Source organism: Oryzomicrobium sp. (assembly GCF_021287045.1).
GTDB lineage: Bacteria > Pseudomonadota > Gammaproteobacteria > Burkholderiales > Rhodocyclaceae > Oryzomicrobium.
Genome location: NZ_JAJTBG010000002.1, coordinates 155,639 through 180,193 on the forward strand (window position 1 = coordinate 155,639; position 24,555 = coordinate 180,193).

General features: G+C 68.8%; 24 protein-coding genes. 11 read left to right on the forward strand and 13 right to left on the reverse strand.

Going from position 1 to position 24,555, the window contains the following annotated elements; translation table 11 throughout:
- Window positions 1-57: 57 nt before the first annotated feature.
- The 4 genes from lipB to LWW89_RS02655 all read right to left on the reverse strand — a co-directional run bounded on the left by lipB (window position 58) and on the right by LWW89_RS02655 (window position 3,192).
- The gene (lipB, locus tag LWW89_RS02640) at window positions 58-747 is read right to left on the reverse strand and encodes a lipoyl(octanoyl) transferase LipB (RefSeq protein ID WP_293260640.1); all 690 of its coding nucleotides are present in this window, start codon (window positions 745-747) and stop codon (window positions 58-60) included.
- Entirely contained in the window at window positions 744-956 is a 213-nt protein-coding gene (locus tag LWW89_RS02645; protein WP_293261282.1) for a DUF493 domain-containing protein, read from the reverse strand. The genes lipB and LWW89_RS02645 overlap by 4 nt, the downstream gene beginning before the upstream one ends.
- Window positions 957-1,108: 152 nt before the next feature.
- Window positions 1,109-1,993, reverse strand: a complete 885-nt coding sequence (locus LWW89_RS02650) for a D-amino acid aminotransferase (RefSeq protein ID WP_293260642.1) — start codon at window positions 1,991-1,993, stop codon at window positions 1,109-1,111.
- A 53-nt stretch (window positions 1,994-2,046) separates the two neighbouring features.
- A complete protein-coding gene (locus LWW89_RS02655) occupies window positions 2,047-3,192 on the reverse strand; it encodes a D-alanyl-D-alanine carboxypeptidase family protein (protein WP_293261285.1) in 1,146 nt (381 codons plus the stop codon).
- A gap of 498 nt (window positions 3,193-3,690) precedes the next feature.
- Between LWW89_RS02655 and LWW89_RS02660 the strand changes: the two genes are divergently transcribed.
- From LWW89_RS02660 to LWW89_RS02675, 4 genes are read left to right on the forward strand one after another with little or no spacing between them, the layout of a single operon-like run.
- Window positions 3,691-5,106: a TolC family protein gene (locus tag LWW89_RS02660; protein WP_293260644.1), complete on the forward strand. Its 1,416-nt coding sequence runs from the start codon at window positions 3,691-3,693 to the stop codon at window positions 5,104-5,106.
- Window positions 5,107-5,110: 4 nt separating this feature from the next.
- On the forward strand, window positions 5,111-6,289 hold the full coding sequence (locus LWW89_RS02665; protein WP_293260646.1) for an efflux RND transporter periplasmic adaptor subunit: 1,179 nt from the start codon (window positions 5,111-5,113) through the stop codon (window positions 6,287-6,289).
- A 3-nt stretch (window positions 6,290-6,292) separates the two neighbouring features.
- A complete protein-coding gene (locus tag LWW89_RS02670; protein WP_293260648.1) occupies window positions 6,293-9,403 on the forward strand; it encodes an efflux RND transporter permease subunit in 3,111 nt (1,036 codons plus the stop codon).
- Window positions 9,400-9,732, forward strand: a complete 333-nt coding sequence (locus LWW89_RS02675; protein WP_293260650.1) for a P-II family nitrogen regulator — start codon at window positions 9,400-9,402, stop codon at window positions 9,730-9,732. Before LWW89_RS02670 ends, LWW89_RS02675 begins: the two co-directional genes overlap by 4 nt.
- A 174-nt stretch (window positions 9,733-9,906) precedes the next feature.
- On the opposite strand, the gene LWW89_RS02680 is transcribed toward LWW89_RS02675, so the two are convergent.
- From LWW89_RS02680 to LWW89_RS02705, 6 genes are all read right to left on the reverse strand, one after another.
- Window positions 9,907-10,959, reverse strand: a complete 1,053-nt coding sequence (locus tag LWW89_RS02680) for a septal ring lytic transglycosylase RlpA family protein (protein ID WP_293260652.1) — start codon at window positions 10,957-10,959, stop codon at window positions 9,907-9,909.
- Window positions 10,956-12,059 carry a rod shape-determining protein RodA gene (gene rodA, locus LWW89_RS02685; RefSeq protein ID WP_293260654.1) on the reverse strand — a complete coding sequence of 368 codons (1,104 nt, stop codon included), beginning with the start codon at window positions 12,057-12,059 and terminating at the stop codon, window positions 10,956-10,958. The genes LWW89_RS02680 and rodA overlap by 4 nt, the downstream gene beginning before the upstream one ends.
- Window positions 12,043-13,944, reverse strand: a complete 1,902-nt coding sequence (gene mrdA, locus LWW89_RS02690; protein WP_293260657.1) for a penicillin-binding protein 2 — start codon at window positions 13,942-13,944, stop codon at window positions 12,043-12,045. The genes rodA and mrdA overlap by 17 nt, the downstream gene beginning before the upstream one ends.
- A 37-nt stretch (window positions 13,945-13,981) precedes the next feature.
- Window positions 13,982-14,503 carry a rod shape-determining protein MreD gene (mreD, locus tag LWW89_RS02695; protein ID WP_293260660.1) on the reverse strand — a complete coding sequence of 174 codons (522 nt, stop codon included), beginning with the start codon at window positions 14,501-14,503 and terminating at the stop codon, window positions 13,982-13,984.
- A 19-nt stretch (window positions 14,504-14,522) separates the two neighbouring features.
- The gene (gene mreC / locus LWW89_RS02700; protein WP_293260663.1) at window positions 14,523-15,464 is read right to left on the reverse strand and encodes a rod shape-determining protein MreC; all 942 of its coding nucleotides are present in this window, start codon (window positions 15,462-15,464) and stop codon (window positions 14,523-14,525) included.
- Between the two features lie 142 nt (window positions 15,465-15,606).
- Complete coding sequence (locus LWW89_RS02705; protein ID WP_293260666.1) at window positions 15,607-16,650, reverse strand: rod shape-determining protein; 1,044 nt, start codon at window positions 16,648-16,650, stop codon at window positions 15,607-15,609.
- Between the two features lie 270 nt (window positions 16,651-16,920).
- Between LWW89_RS02705 and gatC the strand changes: the two genes are divergently transcribed.
- The 3 genes from gatC to gatB are packed head-to-tail and all read left to right on the forward strand — an operon-like array spanning window position 16,921 to window position 20,139.
- Window positions 16,921-17,208, forward strand: a complete 288-nt coding sequence (gatC, locus tag LWW89_RS02710; protein ID WP_293260669.1) for an Asp-tRNA(Asn)/Glu-tRNA(Gln) amidotransferase subunit GatC — start codon at window positions 16,921-16,923, stop codon at window positions 17,206-17,208.
- 3 nt (window positions 17,209-17,211) lie between these two features.
- Window positions 17,212-18,678, forward strand: coding sequence for an Asp-tRNA(Asn)/Glu-tRNA(Gln) amidotransferase subunit GatA (gene gatA / locus LWW89_RS02715; protein WP_293260672.1), 1,467 nt, complete (start codon window positions 17,212-17,214; stop codon window positions 18,676-18,678).
- Window positions 18,679-20,139, forward strand: a complete 1,461-nt coding sequence (gene gatB / locus LWW89_RS02720) for an Asp-tRNA(Asn)/Glu-tRNA(Gln) amidotransferase subunit GatB (protein ID WP_293260675.1) — start codon at window positions 18,679-18,681, stop codon at window positions 20,137-20,139.
- 120 nt (window positions 20,140-20,259) lie between these two features.
- Here gatB and LWW89_RS02725 read toward each other — a convergent pair whose 3' ends face one another.
- Window positions 20,260-20,958, reverse strand: coding sequence for a hypothetical protein (locus LWW89_RS02725; protein ID WP_293260678.1), 699 nt, complete (start codon window positions 20,956-20,958; stop codon window positions 20,260-20,262).
- Entirely contained in the window at window positions 20,945-21,589 is a 645-nt protein-coding gene (pyrE, locus tag LWW89_RS02730) for an orotate phosphoribosyltransferase (RefSeq protein ID WP_293260682.1), read from the reverse strand. Before pyrE ends, LWW89_RS02725 begins: the two co-directional genes overlap by 14 nt.
- An 80-nt stretch (window positions 21,590-21,669) precedes the next feature.
- On the opposite strand from pyrE, the gene LWW89_RS02735 reads away from it, so the two are divergent.
- From LWW89_RS02735 to LWW89_RS02750, 4 genes are all read left to right on the forward strand, one after another.
- Window positions 21,670-22,461 carry an exodeoxyribonuclease III gene (locus tag LWW89_RS02735; RefSeq protein ID WP_293260685.1) on the forward strand — a complete coding sequence of 264 codons (792 nt, stop codon included), beginning with the start codon at window positions 21,670-21,672 and terminating at the stop codon, window positions 22,459-22,461.
- 125 nt (window positions 22,462-22,586) lie between these two features.
- Entirely contained in the window at window positions 22,587-22,898 is a 312-nt protein-coding gene (locus LWW89_RS02740) for a DUF883 family protein (protein WP_293260688.1), read from the forward strand.
- A 25-nt stretch (window positions 22,899-22,923) separates the two neighbouring features.
- Window positions 22,924-23,325 (forward strand): phage holin family protein, encoded by a 402-nt coding sequence (locus LWW89_RS02745; RefSeq protein ID WP_293260691.1) that lies wholly within the window; start codon window positions 22,924-22,926, stop codon window positions 23,323-23,325.
- Window positions 23,326-23,351: 26 nt separating this feature from the next.
- A complete protein-coding gene (locus LWW89_RS02750; RefSeq protein ID WP_293260694.1) occupies window positions 23,352-23,651 on the forward strand; it encodes a YqjK-like family protein in 300 nt (99 codons plus the stop codon).
- A gap of 180 nt (window positions 23,652-23,831) precedes the next feature.
- On the opposite strand, the gene LWW89_RS02755 is transcribed toward LWW89_RS02750, so the two are convergent.
- Window positions 23,832-24,551 carry a uracil-DNA glycosylase family protein gene (locus LWW89_RS02755; protein ID WP_293260697.1) on the reverse strand — a complete coding sequence of 240 codons (720 nt, stop codon included), beginning with the start codon at window positions 24,549-24,551 and terminating at the stop codon, window positions 23,832-23,834.
- Window positions 24,552-24,555 lie beyond the last annotated feature (4 nt).

Here is a 24,555-nt window from a genome sequence, read left to right on the forward strand (position 1 = left end):
GCCCGGCGGCCGGCCGCTTATGGCGGCGGGGCAGGCGCTTGTTTCAGCGTGGTGTTGTTACGGTTGGATTGCCGGGGGATCGCGGCGTTCGAGCTGGGCGACCAGGTGGGAGGCCAGGGCCTCGGCCACTTCCGGGGGGCTCAAGGATACCCCCAAGTCGCGGGTCTGTGTCACCGCCAAACCCTCGTAACCACAGGGGTTAATGGCGGAAAACGGGGCCAGGTCCATGTCCACGTTGAGTGACACGCCGTGGTACGAACAGCCGTTGCGGATGCGCAGGCCGAGGGCGGCGATCTTGGCGCCCATGGGGCCCAGAGTGGCGCCGGGGATGTCCACATACACGCCGGGGGCGCCGGCCTCGCGCCGGGCGGCGATACCCAGGTCGGCGAGCAGGTCGATCACCGCCTGCTCGATGCGGCTGACCAGTTCGCGCACCTTGAGGCCGCGCCGGTGCAGGTCCACCAGGGCATAGGCCACCACCTGGCCGGGGCCGTGGTAGGTGACCTGGCCGCCCCGGTCGATCTTCACCGTGGGGATGCCCACGTCGCGGAGCAGGTGCTCGGGCTTGCCGGCCTGGCCCAGGGTGAACACGGGGGGGTGCTCCACCAGCCAGAGCTCGTCGGGCGTGTCGGCGGTGCGACCGGCGGTGAAGGCCTGCATGGCCTGCCAGGTAGGCTCGTAGTCGGCCCGGCCGAGGCGGCGCAGGACGATGGGGGGCGCAGGGGGCGTGGCGGGGTGGTCGCTCACAGCACCATCAGCACCAGGGGATGACCGGTCAGCTCCATGTACAGGGCGTCGAGCTGGGGCTGGGAGGTGGCGGTGACGGTGACGGTCAGGGCCAGATAGTTGCCGGCCTTGCTCGGGCGCATCTCCATGGTGGCGCCGTCGAAGTCCGGGTCGTGGCGCAGCACCACCTCCAGCACGGCCTGGGCGAAGGTGTCCTCGCGCCGCCCCATGATCTTGAGGGGAAAGGCGCAGGGGAATTCGAGGAGGGTGTCGCGGGGGGTGGGAATCACGGTACTGCCTTTGCGTTGGACGGCGGAAGGTCCGCCATTCCATTGAATATGGAGGCGCCCCGGCCGGTTTTCAAGCGGCGGACGGGCGCCGGTCAGTCGTCCCGGCCGGTCCGCATCACGTCGTTCTTGAACTGCTGGTACCACTGCCACATGCGCTCGCCCAGGGGGCCCGGCTTTCCGGCGGCGGCGCCGTGGCCCACGGGGCGGCCGTCCAGGGTGGCGATGGCCAGCACTTCCTTGGTGGACGAGGTCATCCACAACTCGTCGGCTTCCGGCAGCTCGTCGGCGAGGATGTCCCGCACCTCGGTGGGCACCCCGTGGCGGGCCGCCAGTTCGAGCACCACGTCGTAGGTGACGCCCGGCAGCATCAGGTGGCTCTTGGGCGGGGCCAGCAGCACCCCGTTCTTGACCAGAAAGACGTTGGACGCGGCGCCCTCGGTGACGAAGCCGTCGCGCACCAGGATGGTCTCGGCGCAGCCGTGGTCCACCGCCTGCTGGCGCAGCAGCACGTTGGCGAGCAGGGCCAGGGTCTTCAGGTCGCAGCGCAGCCAGCGGTTGTCCACCGCGGTCACGGCGCTCACCCCCAGGGTGCGCACGGACTCGCCCGGCGTCACCAGGGGCCCGGCGAACATGAAGACGGTGGGCGCCACGCCGGTGGGAAAGGCGTGGTCGCGCTTGCTGTCGGCGCCCCGGGTCACCTGCAGGTAGATCTGGGCGTCGGCGAAGGGGGCGTGGCCGATCATCTCGCGGACCCGGGCCTGCCACTGGGCGTGGCTGTAGGGGTTGGGCAGGCGGATGCCGTCCAGGCTGGCCTGGAGGCGGCGCAGGTGCTCGTCGAGGCGGAAGGGCTGGCGGGAGTACACCGGGATCACCTCGTAGACCCCGTCGGCGAACAGGAAGCCCCGGTCCAGGGGCGAAATCTTGGCATCGGCCAGGGGCAGGAACTGGCCGTTGAGGAAAACGATGTCGGCGATCATGGCGCGAACTCCCGGGAAAGGCCGCCCGCAAGCGGGCGGCGCCTAGGTGCGGATCAGGCGAACCACATGCGGATGGTGTCCCACAGGCGGCCGAACCAGCCGGCCACCGGCACGTCCTCGGTGGCCACCACCGGGTACTCGCCGTAGGGCTTGCCTTCCAGGGTGACCTTCATGGTACCGACCACGTCGCCCTTGTTGATCGGTGCCACCAGGGGCTGCTTCGATTCCAGGGTCACCGCCAGCTTGCCCGAAGCGCCCTGGTTGAGGGCGCCGGACACGGCCCCCTTGGGCACGGCGATCACGAAGTCGTTGAGGAAGCCGGCACCCACGGTGTTCTCCTTGCCCTTCCACACCCGCATCTTGGAGGCCGGTTGGCCGGCGGCGTAGAGCTTGACCGCGTCGTAGTACTGGTAGCCGTAGTTGAGCAGCTTGAGGGATTCCTGGGCCCGGGCGCCGTCGCTCGGGGTGCCCAGCACCACCGACAGCAGGCGCCGCTCGCCGCGCTTGGCCGACGAGATCAGGCAATAGCCGGCGGCGTCGGTGTGGCCGGTCTTGACCCCGTCCACGCTGGGATCGATGAACAGCAGGCGGTTGCGGTTGGGCTGGGTGATGTTGTTGTAGCGGAATTCCTTCATCGAGTAGTACTTGGCGTACTCGGCGGGGAAATCCCGGATCAGCGCCGTGGCCAGCTTGGCCAGGTCGGTGGCGGTGGTCATGTGCTGCGGGTCGGGCAGGCCCGTGGCGTTCATGAAGTGGGTGTTGGTCATGCCCAGGCGGGCCGCTTCCTTGTTCATCAAGTCGGCGAACTGGACCTCGCTGCCGGCGATAGCCTCGGCCAGGGCGATGCAGGCGTCGTTGCCGGACTGGACGATCATCCCCTTGATCAGGTCTTCGACGATCACCGGGCGCTTCGGGTCGATGAACATGCGCGAGCCCTGGGCGCGCCAGGCGGCTTCCGACACCTGCACGGTCTGCTCCAGGGTCAGCACCCGGTGGTGCAGCGCCGAGAAGGTCAGGTAGGCGGTCATCAGCTTGGTCAGCGACGCCGGCTCGATCTTCTGGTCGGGGTTCTGGGCGGCCAGGGTCTGGCCGGAACCGAACTCCAGCAGCAGCCAAGCCTTGGCGTCGAGGGCCGGGGCCGGCATCTGCTGGGCCTGGACAGGCAGGGCGGCGGCCAGCAGCGCCACCGACAGGGCCAGGGCGGCGGGCCGGGCGATCAGGGAGGCGGGGGCGGAGCAGGCGGAGGGGGAGCGGAAGACGGAATGCATGGGCTTACCTGAGGAGAGAGGGCGGGCGAAACAGAGGCTCGGGAGGTCCGCCACGGGCCGCCAGCACGCTGTGGATGGCGTTTTGGGGCGATCCGGCCGGCCTCCGCGGCGGTCAGGAAGCAGTCGATCATAGCACAGGGCCGTTGCCCGCCGAGCCTTGCCGGCCAAGGCTTTACCTACCGTTACAGAAGCCGCGCCGGGGCGCGCTTTCCGCCACTTTAGGCCACTTCCCACCGGGGTTTTGTCAGAAAACTGACTAATTACTGACTGTTACGGAATCGGCAGCCGCGTTTCCCTAAAATCCGCAAAAGGCAAATTTCGTCAGCTTTGCGTCAGACAAATCGGACAACGCGTCAGCCACGGATTTCCCCTCTTCCACCCCTTTCCCGACCTGCCCCCTCCCCCCCGGCCGTTCCGCCGCCCCATCCCATGTCTCCCCTCCCCTGCCCTTCGGGTGCGCCGCTGACGGCCCACCGTTCCCCGCCCCTGTCTGCCGCCCTGACCCTGTCGGTGGCGCTGGCCCTGGCCGCCCCGGCCATCCACGCCGCCGACCCGGCCAAGACGCCGGCCGCCAGGAGCGCCCCGGCGGGCGCTGCGCCCTCCCAGGCCGCCCCCGCCTTCCGGCTGGAGCAGTTGGTGGCGCTGGCCGTGTCCGCCCACCCGGCCAGCGAGGCCGCCCGAGCCCAGCGCGACGCGGCGGCGGCCGGGATCGACACCGCCCGGGCCTTTCCCAATCCGGAGGTGGAATACCTGGCCGGCAACGCCCGGCCCAACCAGCCCGGCACCAGCCGGGGCAACGCCTACACGGTGGCGGTGACCCAGCCCCTGGACCTGCCCTGGGTGCGCGCGGCGCGCATCGGCACGGCGGAAGCCGGGCTGCGCGTGGCCGAGGCCGAATACCGGGGTTTTCTCGCCGACGTGACGGCCCGGGTCCGGCTGCACTACTACGAGGTGCTGCGCCGCGACGCCGAACTGGCTGCCGCCCGGGAAGACCAGCAGTTGATGGAAGACATCCACGGGCGCATCGCCTTGCAGGTGAGCACCGGCGAAGCCGCCCGCTACGAACTGATCAAGGCCGACGCCGAAATGCTCTCGGCCCGCAACCGGGCCAAGAGCGCCGCTTTCCGCGTCACCCAGGCCAAGGCCGCCCTGCGCCAGTACGTGGGCCAGGGGCTGCCGGCCGACTTCGCCCTGGACGGCGGCCTGCCCACCCGCCTGGAGGTGCCGTCCCTGGAACGGCTGCGCGACGACATCCTGGCGCGCAACCCGGACCTGGCCCGCAGCCGCGAGGCTGCCGAGCAAGCCGAGGCCCGGCTGTCCCTGGAGCGCAGCCTGCGCACCCCGGCGGTGGCCCTCAAGGCCAGCCGGGACAACGACCCGGACGTGCGCAACGACAAGCTCGGCGTGGTGGTGACCATTCCCCTGTGGGACCGGCGCAGCGGCCTGGTGGCCGAGGCCGCCGCCCAGGCCCGGCGCAGCCGCTACGCCCTGGAAGAACAGCGTTTCACCCTGCTCCAGTCCTTGGAAGGGGCCTACCACCAGTACGAGATCGCCACCAGCCAGGTGGCCGCCCTGGAAACGGGCATCGTGCGCCAGGCGGAAAACGCCTTGAAGGTGGCCGAGGCCGCCTACCGCTACGGCGAGCGCGGCATCCTCGACTACCTGGACGCCCAGCGGGTCTACCGGGCGGCGCGCAACGAACTGATCGCCGCCCGCTACGAGTTGGCCGCCGCCGTGGTCGAGCTGGAACGGCTGCGCACCGCCCCCACCACCAGCGCAGCCAGCCCGGACGACGCCGCCGCCCTGCCCTCTTCCCCCTCCTCTCCCGCCGCCTCCGGGCGTTGATCCCATGACCTCCCACACCCTTCGTGCGCCCCGCCGTCCGGGCCTGATCCTGGCTGCCGCCCTGGCCGCCGCCCTCCTCTCCCTTTCCGGCTGCGGCAAGGAAGACGCCAAGCCGGCCGCCGCCACGGTGGCCGACCCGGCCCTGGTCACCCCCCAGCCGGCCCTGCTGCAAAGCCTGAAAGTGGCTGCCGCCGAGCCCACCCAGGTGGCCGAAACCCTGCGCGTGGCCGGACGGCTGGATTTCGACGAGCAGCGCCTAGCGCGCATCGGTGCGCCGATCACCGGCCGGGTCTCGGAAATCCGCGCCACCCTGGGCCAGGCGGTCAAGCCCGGCGAGATGCTGGCGCGCATCAACTCCACCGAGCTGGGCCAGGCCCAGCTGCAATACCTGAAGAGCCGCGCCGCCTCGGAACTGGCGCGGCGCAGCGTGGAGCGGGCGCGCACCCTGCACGAGGCCGGGGTGATCGCCTCGGCCGAATTGCAGCGGCGCGAAAACGAGTACGGCACCGCCCAGGCCGAGACCCGGGCCGCCGCCGACCAGCTGCGCATCCTCGGCATGTCCGGGGGCAGCATCGAGCGCCTGGCCGCCAGCGGCGCCATCGATTCCTTCTCGCCGGTGGTGTCCACCGTGGCCGGCACCGTGGTCGAGCGCAAGGTCACCCAGGGCCAGGTGGTGCAGCCCGCCGACGCCCTGTTCACCGTGGCCGACCTGTCCCGCCTGTGGGCCGTGGCCGACGTGCCGGAGCAGCAGGCGGCCCTGGTCAAGGTAGGCCAGGACGTGCAGCTCGACATTCCCGCCCTGGACGACGCCCGCCTCACCGGCAAGCTCATCTACATCAGCGACACGGTGAACCCGGAAACCCGCACGGTGCTGGTGCGCACCGAGCTGGACAACAAGGAGCGCCGCCTCAAGCCGGCCATGCTCGCCACCATGCTCATCGCCGCCCGCCCCGAGCCGCGTCTGACCGTGCCGGCCGCAGCCGTGGTGCGCGAGGACAACAAGGACCACGTGTTCGTCGAGGTGGCCGCCGGCCAGTTCCGCCTCACGCCGGTGACCCTGGGCCCGGACAACGGTGGCGTGCGCGTCGTCCAGGCGGGCCTCAAGCAGGGGCAAAAGATCGTGGTGGAAGGCGCCTTCCACCTCAACAACGAGCGCAAGCGCGCCGAACTGGAAGGGGCGTAAGCCGTGATCGACGCCCTTATCCGCGCCTCGCTCAAGCAGCGCCTGATCGTCGTCGTGCTGGCGGCGATCCTCTGCGCCTTCGGCCTGGACGCCGCGCGCAAGCTGTCGGTGGACGCCTTCCCTGACGTGACCAACGTCCAGGTGCAGATCGCCACCGAGGCCCCGGGCCGCTCACCCGAAGAGGTGGAGCGCTTCGCCACGGTGCCCCTGGAAATCGCCATGACCGGCCTGCCCGGGCTGACCGAGATGCGCTCGCTGAACAAGCCGGGCCTCTCCCTGATCACCTTGGTGTTCACCGACCAGACCAGCGTCTATTTCGCCCGCCAGCTGGTCATGGAGCGCATGCTCGAAGTGGGCTCGCGCCTGCCCGCCGGCATCACCCCGGTGCTCGGGCCCGTCTCCACCGGCCTGGGCGAGATCTACCAGTACACCCTGGACCGGGCCGACGACGGCGACCGGGTGCTGACCGAGGAAGAGCTGATGATGCGCCGCGTCGCCCAGGACTGGGTGGTGCGGCCGCTGCTGCGCTCGATCCCCGGGGTGGCCGAGATCAACTCCCAAGGCGGCTACGTCAAGCAGTACCAGGTGCTGGTGGACCCCAACCGACTGCGCCACTACGGCCTGACCGTGGCCGAGGTGTACCAGGCGGTGGCGCGCAACAACGCCAACTCCGGCGGCGGCGTGCTGCCCCACTACGCCGAGCAGTACCTGATCCGCGGCGTCGGCCTGGCCAAGGACGAGGACGACCTGCGCGCCATCGTGCTCAAGGAAAAGGACGGGGTGCCGGTGTACCTGCGCGACGTGGCCAGTGTCGAGATCGGCCACGAGGTGCGCCAGGGCGCCCTGGTCAAGAACGGCGTCACCGAGGCGGTGGGCGGCATCGTGCTGATGACCGCCGGCGGCAACGCCAAGCAGATCGTCAGCCGCATCAAGGAGCGGGTACAGGAGATCAACGACCGGGACATGCTCCCCGGCGGACTCAAGATCGTGCCCTACTACGATCGCTCCGAACTGGTGGACGCGGCCCTGTGGACCGTCACCAAGGTGCTGCTCGAAGGGGTGGTGCTGGTGGTGGTGGTGCTGTTCCTGTTCCTCGGCGACGTGCGCTCGTCCCTGATCGTGGTGGCCACCCTGGTGCTCACCCCGCTGCTCACCTTCTTCGCCATGAACAAGGCCGGGCTGTCGGCCAACCTGATGTCCCTGGGCGGCCTGGCCATCGCCATCGGCCTGATGGTGGACGGCTCGGTGGTAGTGGTGGAGAACGCCTTCGCCCACCTGGGCCGCCACGGCGACTCGGGGGAAAGCCGCATCCGCATCCTGTTCAACGCGGTGACCGAGGTGGCCACCCCGGTGATCTTCGGCGTCGGCATCATCATCCTGGTGTTCCTGCCGCTGATGACCCTGGAAGGCATGGAAGGCAAGATGTTCGCACCCCTGGCCTTCACCATCGCCATCGCCCTGGCGGTATCCCTGGTGCTGTCCCTGACCCTGTCGCCGGTGCTCTCCTCCTACCTGCTCAAGGTGCCGGCGGGCCAGGGCGAGCACGACACCTGGCTGATCGCCAAGCTGAAGAAGCCCTACCTGAAGATGCTGCACTGGGCCCTGGCCCACGGACGCAAGACCGTGGGCGGAGCGGTGGCGGCCTTCATCGCCTCCCTGCTGCTGATCCCCCTGCTCGGTACCGCCTTCATCCCCGAGATGAAGGAAGGCTCGGTGGTGCCGGGCATCAACCGGGTGCCCAACATCTCCCTGGAGGAATCGATCAAGATGGAAATGGAGGCGATGCGCCTGGTGATGGAGGTGCCCGGGGTGAAGTCGGCGGTGTCCGGCGTGGGCCGCGGCGAGTCGCCGGCGGACCCCCAGGGGCCCAACGAATCGACCCCCATCGTCAGCCTCAAGCCGCGCAGCGAGTGGCCCGCCGGCTGGACCCAGGACGACATCGACACCGCCATCCGCGACAAGCTCAAGGTGCTGCCCGGGGTCCAGGTGGTGATGGCCCAGCCGATTTCGGACCGGGTGGACGAAATGGTCACCGGGGTGCGCTCGGACATCGCCGTGAAGGTGTTCGGCGACGACATCGAGCAGCTACGCAAGACCGCCGAGGCCATCGCCAAGATCGCCCAGGCCATCCCCGGCGCCCAGGACCTTCGCGTCGAACGGGTCACCGGCCAGCAGTACCTGCTGATCGAGATCGACCGCCAGGCCATCGCCCGCCACGGCCTCAACGCTTCCGACGTGCACGACGTGATCGAGACCGCCATCGGCGGCAAGGAGGCCACCGACATCTACGAAGGCGAGCGGCGCTTCGCCACGGTGGTGCGCCTGCCCGAGCGCTTCCGCAACAACGTGGAAGCCATCCGCCGCATCCTCATCAGCAGCCCGGGCGGCGCCCAGGTGCCCCTGGAGGACGTGGCCGAGATCCGCCTGTCCGACGGCCCGGCCCAGATCAGCCGCGAGACCGCCAAACGGCGCATCGTCGTCGGCGTGAACGTGCGCGACCGGGACCTGGGCGGCTTCGTCGCCGAGCTGCAGCAGAAGGTGGGAGAAAAGATGAAGCTGCCGGAAGGCTACTACCTGGAGTGGGGCGGCCAGTTCCAGAACATGGAGCGGGCCCTGTCGCACCTGATGGTGATCATCCCGATCACCGTGGCAGCCATCTTCTTCCTGCTCTTCCTGCTGTTCGGCTCCCTACGCTACGCCACCCTGATCATCATGGTGCTGCCCTTCGCCTCCATCGGCGGCATCATCGGCCTGGCGGTCACCGGCGAGTACCTGTCGGTGCCCGCCTCGGTGGGCTTCATCGCCCTATGGGGCATCGCCGTGCTCAACGGGGTGGTGCTGGTGTCCTACATCCGCGGCCTGCGCCGCGAGGGCATGAGCCTTGCCGAGGCGGTGGTGCAGGGCGCCACCCTGCGCTTCCGCCCGGTGATGATGACCGCCACGGTGGCCATGCTCGGCCTGATCCCGTTCCTGTTCGCCAACGGCCCGGGTTCGGAAGTGCAGCGGCCCCTGGCCATCGTGGTGATCGGCGGCCTGATCACCTCGACCCTGCTCACCCTGGTGGTGGTGCCCACCCTGTACCGCTGGTTCGACGAAGAAGAGGTAGAAGCATGAAGGAAATCAAGGCGGTCATCCGCCCCAACAAGCTCACCGCCCTGCGCGCCGCCCTGCGCGACCTGCCCGGCTTTCCCGGCATGACGGTGAGCAAGGCCGAGGGCTGCAGCGCCCCGAGCCGCCACGCCCCGCCCTCGTCGATCAAGGAGGAACTGACCGACTACACGCCCAAGGTGCGCATCGAGATCGTCGCCCCGGACGACGTGGCCGAGGCCATCGTCGACTGCATCGTCACGATCAGCCAGACCGGCCAGATCGGCGACGGGCTGGTGTGGATGACCGACGTGACCCGCTCGGCCTTCATCTACAAGACCACCGGCCCGGCCTGATCTTCGGCGCTCATCCCGCGGAACCCCGCATGGATAAAGGCCCTTGGAGCACGATGCACCAAGGGCCTTTGTTTTTGCGCCTCTCCACGGTGCCTGCCCGGAGAACGAGGCGGGGCGCGGGGTTTAGGTGGGGAGGGTGAAGCCGGGGATCGGCCGCAACCGGCCGGCGCCGCGTCAGCGGGTGACGATGGTGGGCTTGAAGCCCAGGGCCAGGCGGATTTTTTCCGCCACCCGGTCGGCTTCGCCCCGGTTGGCGAAGGGGCCGGCCTGGACGCGGTGGATGCCGCCGGCGGCGAAGATGCCCAGGCCGTCGAGCCAGTCCAGTTCCCGGGACAGGCGGGCGCGCAGGGATTCGGCGTTGTCGGCGCTGGAGAAGGCGCCGAGCTGGACGAACAGGTTGCCGATGGCCGAACTCTTGGCCGGCGTCTCGGCCCGGTTGAGGCGCTTTTCCAGCTGCTCCAGCTCGGCCTGGGCGGCCGGGCCCAGGTCCGGGCGGCTGTCGCCGGCAGTGGTGCTGGCGGCGGGCGCGGACGCCGGCGCCGCGGCGGGGCGGACCGGGGGCGGCGGCGCCACCTGGGCGTAGGTCGCCCCGGCCGGCGGGAAGTCGCCGGGCAGGATGGATTCCACCTCCACCAGGGTGCTGCCGTTGTTGATGTAGCCGAGCTTGTAGGCGGCGGTGTAGGACAGGTCGATCACCCGGTCGGCGTGGAACGGCCCCCGGTCGGTGACCCGCACCACCACCGAGCGGCCGTTGGCCGGGTTGGTCACCCGCACGTAGGAGGGAATCGCCAAGGTCGGGTGGGCGGCGGTCATGGCGAACATGTCGTAGGGTTCGCCGATGGAGGTTTTCTGGCCGTGGAATTTCTTGCCGTACCAGCTGCCGATGCCCCGCGCCTTGTAGGGCTGCAGGCTGGTGTTGGGCACGTACTCCTTGCCCAGCACCACGTAGGGCCGGTTGGCGAAGCGGTGCAGGGGTTCCAGGCGCGGCACGGCGTCGGGCACCTGGTCCAGGTCGGCGGGAATCTCGTCTCCCGGGCCGTCGTCCTGATAGTAGCCGCCCCCCTTGCGCGCCGGGATCATGCGCTTGGCGCTCTTGCCCGGGGCCTTGGCGTCGGCGCCGTCGCCGCTGCGGACCGGCGCGCCGCCGCAGGCGGCCAGGGCGGCAGCCAGGGCGGAGGCGGCGCACAGGGCCAGCCAGCCGGGGAGGGCGCGGTCGGTTCGGCTCATTTCTTCACCAGCATGCGGTGGGTCTGGATGCTCATCAGGATGCCCAGGCCCAGGGCGAAGGTTACCAGAGCGGTCCCGCCGTAGGACATGAACGGCAGGGGCACCCCCACCACCGGCAGGATGCCCGAGACCATGCCCATGTTCACGAACACGCAGGTGAAGAACGAGCCGGTGACGGCGGCGGCGAGCAGGCGCGAGAACAGGGTCGGGGCGTTGGTGGCGATCACCAGGCAGCGGCCGATGAGCAGGAAGTAGAGCACCAGCAGGACGATGTTGCCGACCAGGCCCCACTCTTCGGAGAACACCGCGAAGATGAAGTCGGTGTGGCGCTCCGGGATGAACTCCAGGTGGGTCTGGGTGCCGTTGAGCCAGCCCTTGCCCAGGGCGCCGCCGGAGCCGATGGCGATGGTGGACTGGATGATGTGGTAGCCCGCCCCCAGGGGGTCGGAACTGGGATCGAGCAGGGTCAGCACGCGCTTGCGCTGGTAGTCGTGCAGCACGTTCCAGAGAAAGGGCAGGGCCGAGGCGCCGGCGACCAGCAGGCCCACCAGCACCTTCCACGACAGGCCGGCGAAGAAGATGACGAAGAAGCCCGCCGCCCCCACCAGGATCGCCGTGCCCAGGTCGGGCTGCTTGGCGATCAGGCCGAAGGGCACCGCCAGGATCAGGGCCGCCACCACGTAGTGCTTGAGCCTGAGCGCCGCCTCGTGCTTGTGGAAGTACCAGGCCAGCATCAGCGGCATGGCGATCTTCATGATCTCGGAGGGCTGGATGCGGGTGAAGCCGATGGACAGCCAGCGCCGCGCGCCGTTGACCTTGACGCCGAAGAGGAAGACCAGCACCAGCAGCGCCAGGCCGACCACGTAGAGCGGCACGGCGAAGCGCATCAGGGTAGTGGGCGGGGTGCGGGCCACCAGCCACATCACGGCGAAGGCGGTGGTGATGTTGAGGATCTGGCTGGGCACCCGGGACAGGGTGGTGTAGGTGGCCGAATAGACGGTGGAGGTGCCGATCAGCAGCAGCAGCCCGGCGATCACCAGCAGGGGGCCGTCCAGGTGCTCGGACAGGCGGTTGAGGATGCGGTTAATGAGCGTCGGCACTTTCTTCTCCCGAGGAGTCCTCGGCCGCCGGGCCCTTGGCCTCTTTGCCGGACAGGTAATAGTCGAGCACCTGGCGGGCGATCGGCGCCGCCGACTGGGCGCCGAAGCCGCCGTTTTCCACCAGCACCGCCAGGGCGATCTTGGGGTGGTCCACCGGGGCGAAGGCAATGAACAGGGCGTGGTCGCGCAACCGCTCGTGGGTAGCCGATTCCTTGTAGTTGCCGCCCTTGAGCGAGAACACCTGGGCAGTGCCGGTCTTACCGGCGGATTCGTAGGCGGCCCCGGCAAAGGCCCGGGCGCCGGTGCCTTCCTTCATCACCCCGACCATGGCGTGCTTGATGGTGTCGATGTTCTGCTGCTTGAAGGGGAGGCTGCGCAGGGGCTTGGGCTCGACCATGCGCTTTTCGCCGGTGCGGGTGTCGGTGATGTATTTGACCAGGTGCGGCTTGTACATCACCCCGTTGTTGGCCAGGGTGGCGGTGGCCACCGCCAGCTGCAACGGGGTGTAGGCGTTGTAGCCCTGGCCGATGCCGATGGAGATGGTCTCGCCGGCGAACCACTTCTGCTGTTCGGGGCGCTTGAAGCGGCGCTTCTTCCATTCCGGCGAGGGCAACACCCCCACCGACTCGCCGGCGATGTCGATGCCGGTGACCTGGCCAAAGCCGAGCTGCTTCATGAAGCCGGCGATGTTGTCGATGCCCATGTCGTTGGCCAGGATGTAGTAGTAGGTGTCGCAGGACTGCACGATGGACTTGTACATGTCCACCATGCCGTGGCCGCCCTTCTTGTCGTCGCGGAACTGGTGGCCGCCGAAGTTGAAGTAGCCCGGGTCGGCGATGGCCTGGGCCGGGGTGCGCTTGCCGGTTTCCAGGGCGGCCAGGGCCATGAACGGCTTGAAGGTGGAGCCCGGCGGGTAGGCGCCGTTGAGGGCCCGGTTCACCATCGGCTTGTCCGGGGACTCGTTCAGTTCCTTCCAGCTTTGCGGGTCGATGCCGTCCACGAACAGGTTGGGGTCGAAGGTGGGGGTGGACACCAGGGCGAGGATGCCGCCGGTGGTGGGCTCGATCGCCACCAGGGAGCCGCGCCGGTTGCCGAAGGCCTTCTCGGCCACGTCCTGGAGCTTGCTGTCCAGGGTCAGGGTCAGGTTGTTGCCCGGGACCGGCGCGGTACGCGCCAGGGTGCGGATGGCCCGGCCGCCGGCGTCCACTTCCACCTGCTCGTAGCCGGTGGTGCCGTGCAGGTCGAATTCGTAGTGCTGCTCCAGGCCGGTCTTGCCGATGTGCTCGGTGCCCTTGTAGTTGGCGCTCTGCTCGTTCTCCTCGATCCAGTCCACGTCCTTGGCGTTGATGCGGTTGATGTAGCCGACGGCGTGGGCGCCCAGGGCCCCCTGGGGATACTGGCGGAACAGGCGGGCCTTCACCTCGACCCCGGGGAAGCGGTAGCGGTTGGCGGCGAAGCGGGCCACTTCCTCGTCGGTCAGCTTGGTGCGAATCGGGATCGACTCGAAGTTCTTGCTCTCGTCGAGCAGCTTCTTGAAGCGGCGCCGGTCCCGGGGCTGGATGTCGATGAGGGTGGCGAGGTCGTCGATGGTCTCGTCCAGGTCGCCACTCTTGGACGGCACGATCTCCAGGGTGAAGGCGGAGTAGTTGCGCGCCATCACCAGCCCGTTGGCATCCAGGATCAGCCCCCGGTTGGGCATGATCGGGATCAGGGAGATGCGGTTGTCCTCGGCGCGGGTGGCGTAGTAGTCGTGCTGCACCACCTGCAAATAGAAGAAGCGGACGAACAGCAGGGTGAAGCAGAGCAGCACGAACACCCCGGCAAATCCGAGGCGGAAGCGAAACTGGGACAGCTCCCGGTCCTGGCTGGCGAAGTCGTGGGGCATGGCAGGCGGATCTCGGGCGGGGTGGCGGGGCGCGGCGTCAGATGGGCCGGTTGGCGTCCCGCTCCACCGGTTGGTACTGGGGCAGCAGCAGCAGGTAGGTGACGGGCACCCAGAGCACGGTGGCCACCAGGGGCGTGGCCAGGAAGTACAGGCTGGGCGGCTCGGCCCCGGCCCAGGCGCGGATGGCCAGTTGCAGCACCTCGGCTCCCACCAGGATGGGCAGGACGTGCAAGGCCTGGGTGAGCAGGGGGAACCACAGCACGCGGCGCGACAGGGCGGCAGCGGCGTAGGCCACCAGCACGTAGGCCAGGGCGTGCTGGCCCATCAGGCTGCCGTCGGCCACATCCATCGCCAGGCCGAGGACGAAGCCCCAGCCCATACCCACCAGGCGGGATTCGCGCACACCCCAGAAGCACAGCACCAGGGCCACCCAGTCGGGCACCCCGGGCCAGTTGCCGGTAGGCAGACAGTTGAGCAGGAAGGCCAGGATCACGGTCAGGTGCACGAACCAGGGCCGGGCCGGCAGCAGGATGCGGGACGAGGAGAAGGTCGGTTGCATGGCTATTCCTTGTCCAAACTCAGTTGCGCCCCTGGCGGGCCTTCTTCAGCTTGTTGGATTTGTTCATGGCCCGCTCGACGGCCTTGTCGTCCGGGTCGCTCTTGACCTCGGGCTCGGGCCGCGGCGGAGCGGTGGGGGCCGGATTAATCACCAGCACCTCGCCGTGCTGTTCGACCCCGGCCAGGGGTACGCAGATGATGCGGGCGAAGGTGTAGGAGGCATCGCGCTCGATGCGCACCACCTTGGCCACCGGGAAGCCGGCCGGGAAGACGCCGTCGAGCCCCGAGGTGACCAGCACGTCGCCGTTCTGCACGTCGGCGTTGGCCGGCATGTAGCGCAGCTCCAGGGCGCCGTTGCCCAGGCCGAACACCACCGAGCGCAGGCCGTTGCGCACCACCTGGACCGGCACCGCCTGGTCCTTGTCGGTGATCAGGGTGACCTCGGCGAGGAAGGGATAGAGCCGGGTCACCTGGCCGATCACGCCCACGTCGTCGATCACCGGCTGGCCCAGGGTCAGGCCGGACTGGCTGCCCTTGTCCACCACCACGCGGCGGGTGAACGGGTCCCGGTTGCCGTAGATGATCTGGGCCACCTTGCCGCTGGTAGCAAGCCGCTCGCGCATGTCGAGCAGGCGGCGCAGCCGCTGGTTCTCGGTTTCCAGCTGCTGGACCCGGGCCAGGGCGGCGGCGTCCTCCAGGTGGCGGCGTTGCAGGTCCTGGTTCTCGCCCTTAAGGACGTCCACCGTGTAGAAGTAGCTGCCCACGCCGGTCATGGCGCGCAACGGGGCCTGGACCGCCTCTTGCAGGGGCAGGACCACGGTGGCGATGCCCTTGCGCAGTAGCTCCAGGTAGTGAAAGCGGTGGTCGAGGACCAGCAGCGACACGGACAGGCCGAGATAGATCGACAGGAGCGCCAGGGGCGCCGGGCCGCGCTTGAAGAACGGGGGCGGCTGATGGTCCATCGGCGGTCAGGAGGAAACGGGGAGGGGGGAGAAAACGAAGCGGCGGCCCAAACGACACGGGCCGGGTGACTTGATCGTCCCGGCCCACGGGGTACCGCCCCAGGGAATCACGGTGTGCTCGCGCGGTGTCCGATACGCCGGATCACTCGTTGGCGAAGATGCTGCCGAGCTTGTCCATCTTTTCCAGGGCCAGGCCGGAACCGCGCACCACGCAGGTCAGCGGGTCTTCGCCGACCACCACGGGCAGGCCGGTCTCTTCCATCAGCAGGCGGTCCAGATCGCGCAACAGGGCGCCGCCGCCGGTGAGCACCATGCCCCGCTCGGCGATGTCCGCGCCGAGTTCGGGCGGGGTCTGCTCCAGGGCCGACTTGACTGCGGAAACGATCTGGTTGAGCGGTTCGGTGAGGGCTTCGAGGATCTCGTTGGAGGAAATGGTGAAGGCGCGGGGAATGCCCTCGGCCAGGTTGCGGCCCTTCACTTCCATCTCCTTCACCTCGGAGCCGGGGAAGGCGGAACCGATTTCCTTCTTGATGTTCTCGGCGGTGGTTTCGCCGATCAGCATGCCGTAGTTGCGGCGGATGTAGTTGATGATGGCTTCGTCGAACTTGTCGCCGCCGACGCGCACCGAGGTCGAATACACCATGCCGCCCAGGGAGATCACGCCCACCTCGGTGGTGCCGCCACCGATGTCCACCACCATGGAGCCGGTGGCCTCGGCCACCGGCAGCCCGGCGCCGATGGCGGCGGCCATCGGCTCCTCGATCAGGTACACCTGGGAGGCGCCGGCGCCGATGGCGGATTCGCGGATGGCGCGGCGCTCCACCTGGGTCGAGCCGCAGGGCACGCAGATGATGATGCGCGGCGAGGGGGACAGCAGCTTGGAGTCGTGGACCTTCTTGATGAACTGCTTGAGCATCTGCTCGGTCACGGTGAAGTCGGCGATCACGCCGTCCTTCATCGGGCGGATGGCGGTGATGGTGCCCGGCGTCTTGCCCAGCATCAGCTTGGCTTCCTTGCCCACCGCCTGGATGGTCTTCTTGGCGTTGGGGCCGCCTTCGAGGCGGATCGCCACCACCGACGGTTCGTCCAGGACGATGCCCTTGCCACGCACGTAGATCAGGGTATTGGCGGTACCCAGGTCGATGGCCAGGTCGTTGGAAAAGTAACTGCGCAGAAAGCCGAACATTTGCGATTGAATCCTTGAGCTTGGTGTCCGCCGGACCGCTCCCCAACGGCCCCGCATCTGAAATCCTGAATTTTAGCTATGCCGGACAACCACGCCGACGGGCCGGGAAGACGGTTTTCCACTCGGGGCTACACACCCAAGCCACCTCCGTCCCGATCAGGTCCGCGCCGCTTGCGCCGGGGCGCCGAAACCCCTGCGGGCTGCGGCGAATAAAGCTTTTATGATACCTTATAAAGCTTTCCAGTATAAGACTTTACGGGTGTTTCTCCCATGTCTCTGACCCTCGACCAGGTCGCCCGGATCGCCCACCTTGCCCGCATCGAGGTGACGCCCGCCGAAAGCGAGGCCGTTCGCGACAAATTGAACGGTATTCTCGCCATGATCGACGAACTTCAGTCGGTCGACACCACCAACGTCGCCCCCATGGCCCACGCCCAGGATCTGGCCCAGCGCCTGCGCGACGACGCCGTCACGGAAACCGACCGCCGCGCCGCCTACCAGGCCGTCGCCCCGGAAACCGAGGCCGGCCTGTACCTCGTGCCCAAGGTGATCGAGTAAGCCATGATCAACGCCTCCCTCAAGGAACTCTCGGCCGCCCTGGCCGACAAGCGCATCTCCAGCGTCGAGCTGACCCAGCTCTACCTCGACCGCATCGCCCGGCTCAACCCGGACCTCAACGCCTACGTCACCGTGGATGCGGCGAGGTCCCTGGCCGCCGCCCAGGCGGCGGACGCCCGCCGCGCCGCCGGCAACGCCCATGCCCTGACCGGGGTGCCCCTGGCCCAGAAGGACATCTTCTGCGCCGAAGGCTGGCGCACCACCTGCGGCTCGAAGATGCTCGAGACCTTCGTCTCGCCCTACGACGCCCACGTGGTCACCCGCCTGGAAAAGGACGCCGGCATGGTGTCCCTGGGCAAGACCAACATGGACGAGTTCGCCATGGGCTCGTCCAACGAAACCTCCTACTACGGCCCGGTGCAGAACCCCTGGGACCGCAGCCGGGTACCCGGCGGCTCCTCCGGCGGCTCCGCCGCGGCGGTGGCCGCCCGCATGGCGCCGATCGCCACCGGCACCGACACCGGCGGCTCGATCCGCCAGCCCGCCGCCCTGTGCAACCTGACCGGCCTTAAGCCCACCTACGGCGTGGTGTCGCGCTGGGGCATGATCGCCTTCGCCTCGTCCCTGGACCAGGCCGGCCCCATGGGCAAGAGCGCCGAGGACTGTGCCCTGCTGCTCTCCGCCATGGCCGGTTTCGACCCCAAGGACTCCACCAGCCTGGACCGGCCGGTCGAGGACTACGCCCGCGACCTGGAGCAGCCCCTGGCCGGCCTGAAGATCGGCCTGCCCAAGGAGTTCTTCGCCGACGGCATGAACGCCGACGTGGCCCAGGCGGTCGAGGCGGCAATCGCCGAATACCGCAAGCTGGGCGCCGAGATCGTGGAAGTGTCGCTGCCCAACATGAAGCTGTCGGTGCCGGCCTACTACGTGATCGCCCCGGCCGAAGCCAGTTCCAACCTGTCACGCTTCGACGGGGTGCGCTACGGCCACCGCGCCGCCGAGTACACCGACCTGACTTCGCTGTACAAGAACAGCCGCGCCGAAGGCTTCGGCGCCGAAGTGAAGCGCCGCATCCTGATCGGCACCTACGTGCTGTCCCACGGCTACTACGACGCCTACTACCTGCAAGCCCAGAAGGTGCGCCGCCTGATCGCCCAGGACTTCGCCGCGGCCTTCGCCCAGTGCGACGTGATCCTCGGCCCGACCAGCCCGGACGTGGCCTTCCGCGCCGGCGAGAAGGCGGCCGATCCGGTGCAGATGTACCTCTCGGACATCTACACCATCGCCGTCAACCTGGCCGGCCTGCCCGGCATGTCCCTGCCTTGCGGCTTCGCCCAACGCGACGGCAAGCGCCTGCCGGTGGGGCTGCAATTGATCGGCGACTACTTCAGCGAGGCCCGCCTGCTGAACGTCGCCCACCAGTACCAGCGTGCCACCGACTGGCACCAGCAGATGCCGGAGGGCCTGTAAATGCAGTGGGAAGTTGTCATCGGTCTCGAGACCCACGCCCAGCTCTCGACCGTCTCCAAGATTTTCTCCGGCAGTTCCACCGCCTTCGGCGCCGAACCCAACACCCAGGCCGCAGCCATCGACCTGGCCCTGCCCGGCGTGCTGCCGGTGCTCAACCGCAAGGCCGTCGAATGCGCCATCAGGTTCGGCCTGGCGGTGGGCGCCGAGGTGTCGCCGCGCTCGGTGTTCGCCCGTAAGAACTACTTCTACCCAGACCTACCCAAGGGCTACCAGATCAGCCAGTTCGAGCTGCCGGTGGTGGTGGGCGGCAACCTGGTGCTGCAAGTCGGGCAAGGGGAAAACGCCTACGAGAAGACCGTACGCCTGACCCGGGCCCACCTCGAAGAAGATGCCGGCAAGTCCCTGCACGAGGATTTCCACGGCAAGACCGGCATCGACCTCAACCGGGCGGGCACGCCGCTGCTGGAGATCGTCTCCGAGCCCGACATGCGCTCCTCGGCCGAAGCCGTGGCCTACGCCAAGACCCTGCACGCCCTGGTGCGCTGGATCGGCATCTGCGACGGCAACATGCAGGAAGGCTCGTTCCGCTGCGACGCCAACGTCTCGGTGCGCCCCAAGGGCCAGGAAGCCTTCGGCACCCGGCGCGAAATCAAGAACCTCAACTCCTTCCGCTTCCTGCAGCAGGCCATCGACTACGAGGTGCGCTGGCAGATCGAGACCCTGGAGGACGGCGGCAAGATCGAGCAGGCCACCGTGCTGTTCGACCCGGACACCGGCGAGACCCGGGCCATGCGCAGCAAGGAGGACGCCCAGGACTACCGCTACTTCCCGGACCCGGACCTGCTGCCCCTGGTGATTTCCGACGCCTGGAAGGCCGAGGTCAAGGCGACCATGCCCGAGCTGCCCGGCGAAAAGCGCGCCCGCCTGGAAGCCGAGTACGGCCTGTCCGCCTACGACGCGGCGACCCTGACCGCCTCCCTGGAAGTGGCCGACTACTTCGACGCCGCCCTGGCCGCCCTGGGCGCCGCCGGCAAGGCCCAGGCCAAGACCGTGGCCAACTGGGTGATGGGCGAGCTGTCCGCCCGGCTCAACAAGGACGGCCGCGAGATCGGCGATTCGCCCGTGTCCGCCGCCCAGCTGGCCGGCCTGGTGGCGCGCATCGGCGACAACACCATCTCCAACGCCATCGCCAAGAAGGTGTTCGAAGCCCTGTGGAACGGCGACGGCCAATCCGCCGACGAAGTGATCGACAAGCAGGGCTTGAAGCAGATCACCGACAGCGGCGCCATCGAGAAGCTGGTGGACGAGGTGCTGGCCGCCAATCCGGGCAACGTGGCCGAGTACAAGGCCGGCAAGGAGAAGGCCTTCAACGCCCTGGTCGGCCAGGTGATGAAGGCTGCCAAGGGCAAGGCCAACCCGCAGCAAGTCAACGACCTGCTCAAGGCCAAGCTGGCCGGCTGAAGCCGCTTATCGGCCCGCACATCCGGCCGCCCAATGACAAACGCCAGCCCTCGGGCTGGCGTTGTCGTTCGGGGCGTCGTGCTATCGCCCCACGACAACCGGATTGCGGCTGGGCCGGCGCTACTGGCGCCCCCGGTCCACCCCCGGACCGGCCGTGCTCTGGGCGGGAGTCCGGCTGGTGAGTTCACGGTAACGGCGACGATCGTCGTCGAACTTGGCGCGAACCGAATCCAATTCCTTCTTCTTGGCCTCGATGATCTCGGTCTGGGACTTGATCTCCGAGCTCACCTCGCTCACGTTGCGGCGCAGTTCCTCGGGCATCGCCTTCTTCTTGTAGAACTCGGCTTCGTCCTGGTAGCGCTTCTGTTGCTTCAGGGCGTCGGCCAGGCGGCCCTCGGCGCGCTTCAGCGATTCCTGCACGTCCCTCTCCCAACGGGCCTGGAGGAAGTCGATGTCCTTCTCGCCGTTGGGGTAGGTGTCGAGCAGGGCCTGGTCCTTGCGCCGCTGCTCACGCTTGGCCGCCTCTTCCTCCTTCTTGCGCCGGGCCTCGGCCTCGCGCTGGGCGCGCAATTCGGCGGAGATGGGGCCTTCGACCCGCTTCACCACATTGCCGCGCTCGTCCAGCTCGCGCCAGGCGTGGCCGACGCATTGGGGCGGCATCGAATCCATGCACACGGTCCGGCCGGAAGCCGGGTCCTCGCAGCACACCAGGCGGGTGCCGGCCTGGGCCGCGGCGGGCCAGACGCCTGCCGACGCGGCCGCCAGCGCCAGCAGCAGGGCCGGCGCCAATCGTGGGGTGGAACGATTAGCGGGCGACACCGTAGTTGGACCGGTAGCGGGCCACCGCGTCGGCGTGGGCGGCCAGGTCGGCGTGGTCGCCTAGGTAGGCCATCAGGTCGTCCAGGGTAGCCACCGCCACCACCGGGATGCCGTAGTCTCGGGTCACTTCCTGGACCGCCGACAGCTCGCCCTGGCCCCGCTCCATGCGGTCCAGGGCGATCAGCACCCCGGCGGGGGTGGCGCCGGCCTGGCGGATCAGCTCCACCGATTCGCGCACTGAGGTGCCGGCGGAGATCACGTCGTCCACGATCAGCACCCGGCCGGCCAGGGGAGCGCCCACCAGCACGCCGCCCTCGCCGTGGTCCTTGGCTTCCTTGCGGTTATAGGCGTAGGGGTAGTTCTTGCCCTGCTGGGCCAGCACCAGGGCGATCGAGGCCACCAGGGGGATGCCCTTGTAGGCCGGCCCGAACAGCACGTCGCACTGCAAGCCCGACGCCACCAAGGCCTGGGCGTAGAATTGGGACAGTTTCGCCAGCGCCTCGCCGTCGTTGAACAGCCCGGCATTGAAGAAGTAGGGCGACAGCCGCCCGGCCTTGGTCTTGAACTCACCGAAACGCAGCACGTTGCGTGCGACGGCGTAGGCGATGAATTCCTGGCGAAAATCCTGCATGAACCACTCCATTTGGCCCCCGACGCCGCGAAAAACGCAGCCGTAACGGGGGAAATTGCTCAAAAACCACTAATCGCGCCATGTTACGCATCGTCTCGCTGAATCTCAACGGCATCCGCTCCGCCTGGAGCAAGGGCTTCCCCGACTGGGTCGCCACCCACGGCGCCGACATCTTCTGTTTCCAGGAACTCAAGGCCCAGATTCCCGACCTGTCCCCGGACATGGTCGCCCCCCCGGGCTACCATGCCTACTACCACTGCGCCGAAAAGCGCGGCTACAGCGGCGTGGGCCTGTGGAGCCGGCGCGAGCCCGACCGGGTGGTGGAAGGCATCGGCCACCCCGGCTTCGACGCCGAGGGCCGCTACCTGCGCGCCGATTTCGGCAAGCTCACCGTGGTTTCCCTGTACCTGCCCTCCGGCTCCAGCTCGGAAGAGCGACAGCAGGCCAAGTTCGCCTTCATGGCCGAGTTCGCCCCGGTGCTGGCCGAGCTGATGGCCGAGGCCAAGCGCGACGGGCGGGAGGTGGTGGTGTGCGGCGACTGGAATATCGCCCACAAGGAAATCGACCTGAAGAACTGGAAGTCGAACCAGAAGAACTCGGGCTTCCTGCCCGAGGAGCGGGCCTGGCTGTCCGGCCTGTTCGACCAGGGCGGCTGGGTGGACGCCTTCCGCTGCGTGGACCCGCGCCCGGAGCGCTACACCTGGTGGTCCAACCGGGGCCAGGCCTGGGCCAAGAACGTGGGGTGGCGCATCGACTACCAGATCGCCACGCCCGGGCTGGCTGCCGCCGCCCGCCACGCCGAAATCTGGGTGGACAGCCGCTTCTCCGACCACGCCCCGCTCACCCTCGATTACGACGTTGCCCCCGCCTGACGGCTCGCCGACCGTTACCGACGGTCACGGGGAACGCACCGTTTCACCACGGTTTCGCGTTGCAATTCCCCGGGGGAGCGATTAACGTCAACTCAGTATTTGTCTCCATCATAACGAGGTTCGCCATGGCTCAAGACACCGCACTCTCCAAAGACAAACTGGTTTCCGACCTCAAGGTCGTGGTCGCCGACGCCGAAGAACTGCTCAAGGCCACCGCCAGCCAGGCCGGCGAAAAGGCCGCCGAGCTGCGCACCCGCATCCAGGACCGCCTGCGCGACGCCAAGGTGCGCCTGGCCGACGCCGAAGCCGCCCTGATCGACACTACCAAGGCCGCCGCCCGCGCCACCGACGACTTCGTCCACGACCATCCGTGGAAGGCCGTCGGCGTCGCCGCCGCCGTGGGCCTGGTGATCGGCGTGCTGATCGGCCGCCGTTAAGCCGCCCAGCGCCACGCACCGCACCATGGGTGACGCCACCCGCCCGGAGGAGGCCGCCGGCCACTCCGGGCTTTTCACGTCCCTGAAGGGACTCCTGGCAACCTTCGTCGCCACCGCCCACACGCGTCTGGAACTCCTCGCCACCGAGGTGGAAGAGGAAAAGCTGCGCGTCTTCTCCCTGCTCGCCCTCACCGTCGGCGCCGTATTCACCCTGCTGCTCGGCGTGGTGCTGGCCATCGCCCTGGTGGTGGCGGCCTTCTGGGACAACCGCATCGCCGTCCTGGGCGGCCTCACCGTGCTCGCCTTCGCCGCCTTCGCCCTGTTCGCCTGGCGCTTCCGCCAAGTGGCGCGGCGCAGCTCGCCCCTGTTCGCCCACAGCCTGGCCGAACTGCGCGAAGACCTGCGCCGCCTGCGCGGCCGGGACTGAGCGGGAATCGAGGAAGCGGAGCGGGGATGAACGAACGCCGTCTCGAACTGGCCATGCGGCGTGGCTGGCTGCAGTCGGAAATCGACCTGCAACGCCGCCGCATCGCCGACCAGGCCCAGCCCCTGGCCAACGCCCTGGACAAGGTGGACGGTCTGGCCGGGCGGGTACGCGGCCTGCGCGACCACCCCGGACTGATCGGCGCCGCCGTAGCCGCCCTGGTGATCCTGCGCCCCCGCCGCCTGTGGCGCTGGGGCAAGCGCGGCCTGGCCCTGTGGACCCTGGGGCGTAGCCTGCGCACCCGGCTGTCCGGCTTCTTCGGCGGCTAAGCCCGCCCCCGCCGGCTTTTTTCGGGGCGCACCGCCCTCTTCGCGGCAACTCGCCGCAATTCGCCGTGCCCGCTACCTACCGGGCGCGCGCTTGATTCCCCCATCGCCACCATCGACCGCCCCGCGCGGAGCGACTGCCCGCGCCTTGTCTCACCCTTTGGTGCCGCTGCTCCGCCCCGCTCAGGCCGGCCAGATGCCCTGGCGCACCAGTTCGGCCATCGCCTGGGGCGCCCAGCCCCGGTTGGCCGCCGGCGAAGCCGGGCTGGGGTGCAGGATGCGCCCCGTCTTCACCCCCATCCCCGCCAGGGCCCGCACCGCCTGGGCCTCGGCATAGGCGCCGATGCCGATCACCCAGTCCGCCTGCACCGCCTCGACCACGGCCCGCAGGTGGGCGTCGCAGGCGGCGGTGACCGGGGCGGTCTCGCTGGCCGGCAGCTTGTCCGGGGTGACGTTCTTGCCCTCGGCGAAGAAGGCCAGGGGACAGTAGTTGGCGACGAAATGCTCGGCGAAAAAGGCTTCCGGCGTACCGAAGCGCTCGCGGAAGAGGCCCCACAGCCGCGCCCCGCTCACTTCGGAACGCTTGCAGGCGAAGCCTTCCACCGGCTTCTTCGGGTTCTCGTGCGCCGGCTTGCCCACCGGGGCGGTAATGCCCAGCCAGTCGCGCACCGCGGCGATCTCGCCGAAGGGCACGCCGATCTGGGCCATGCCGAAGGGCCCCGGGTTCATGCCGAGGAAGACCACCCGCTTGTTCCCTTCGCCGTAGCGGCGCACGTAGGCCTCGAAGGGCGCCCAGGCGTACTCCAGGGGGTTGTAGACGTGGGTCACCGGAGCGGAGAAGGGCAGGGGCGCCAGGGCGGCGGACAGCTCCCGGGCGGCGTCGAGCAGGGCAGTGGCGGACATGAAG

Bases quoted from the DNA above. Each gene is read 5' to 3' on its own strand.
- LWW89_RS02645 (WP_293261282.1), bottom strand. From the start codon at position 956: ATGGGGCGGCGCGAGGACACCTTCGCCCAGGCCGTGCTGGAGGTGGTG.
- LWW89_RS02650 (WP_293260642.1), bottom strand. From the start codon at position 1,993: ATGATCGCCGACATCGTTTTCCTCAACGGCCAGTTCCTGCCCCTGGCC.
- LWW89_RS02660 (WP_293260644.1), top strand. From the start codon at position 3,691: ATGTCTCCCCTCCCCTGCCCTTCGGGTGCGCCGCTGACGGCCCACCGT.
- LWW89_RS02665 (WP_293260646.1), top strand. From the start codon at position 5,111: ATGACCTCCCACACCCTTCGTGCGCCCCGCCGTCCGGGCCTGATCCTG.
- LWW89_RS02675 (WP_293260650.1), top strand. From the start codon at position 9,400: ATGAAGGAAATCAAGGCGGTCATCCGCCCCAACAAGCTCACCGCCCTG.
- LWW89_RS02680 (WP_293260652.1), bottom strand. From the start codon at position 10,959: ATGAGCCGAACCGACCGCGCCCTCCCCGGCTGGCTGGCCCTGTGCGCC.
- mrdA (WP_293260657.1), bottom strand. From the start codon at position 13,944: ATGCCCCACGACTTCGCCAGCCAGGACCGGGAGCTGTCCCAGTTTCGC.
- mreD (WP_293260660.1), bottom strand. From the start codon at position 14,503: ATGCAACCGACCTTCTCCTCGTCCCGCATCCTGCTGCCGGCCCGGCCC.
- mreC (WP_293260663.1), bottom strand. From the start codon at position 15,464: ATGGACCATCAGCCGCCCCCGTTCTTCAAGCGCGGCCCGGCGCCCCTG.
- LWW89_RS02705 (WP_293260666.1), bottom strand. From the start codon at position 16,650: ATGTTCGGCTTTCTGCGCAGTTACTTTTCCAACGACCTGGCCATCGAC.
- gatC (WP_293260669.1), top strand. From the start codon at position 16,921: ATGTCTCTGACCCTCGACCAGGTCGCCCGGATCGCCCACCTTGCCCGC.
- gatA (WP_293260672.1), top strand. From the start codon at position 17,212: ATGATCAACGCCTCCCTCAAGGAACTCTCGGCCGCCCTGGCCGACAAG.
- gatB (WP_293260675.1), top strand. From the start codon at position 18,679: ATGCAGTGGGAAGTTGTCATCGGTCTCGAGACCCACGCCCAGCTCTCG.
- pyrE (WP_293260682.1), bottom strand. From the start codon at position 21,589: ATGCAGGATTTTCGCCAGGAATTCATCGCCTACGCCGTCGCACGCAAC.
- LWW89_RS02735 (WP_293260685.1), top strand. From the start codon at position 21,670: ATGTTACGCATCGTCTCGCTGAATCTCAACGGCATCCGCTCCGCCTGG.
- LWW89_RS02740 (WP_293260688.1), top strand. From the start codon at position 22,587: ATGGCTCAAGACACCGCACTCTCCAAAGACAAACTGGTTTCCGACCTC.
- LWW89_RS02745 (WP_293260691.1), top strand. From the start codon at position 22,924: ATGGGTGACGCCACCCGCCCGGAGGAGGCCGCCGGCCACTCCGGGCTT.
- LWW89_RS02750 (WP_293260694.1), top strand. From the start codon at position 23,352: ATGAACGAACGCCGTCTCGAACTGGCCATGCGGCGTGGCTGGCTGCAG.
- LWW89_RS02755 (WP_293260697.1), bottom strand. From the start codon at position 24,551: ATGTCCGCCACTGCCCTGCTCGACGCCGCCCGGGAGCTGTCCGCCGCC.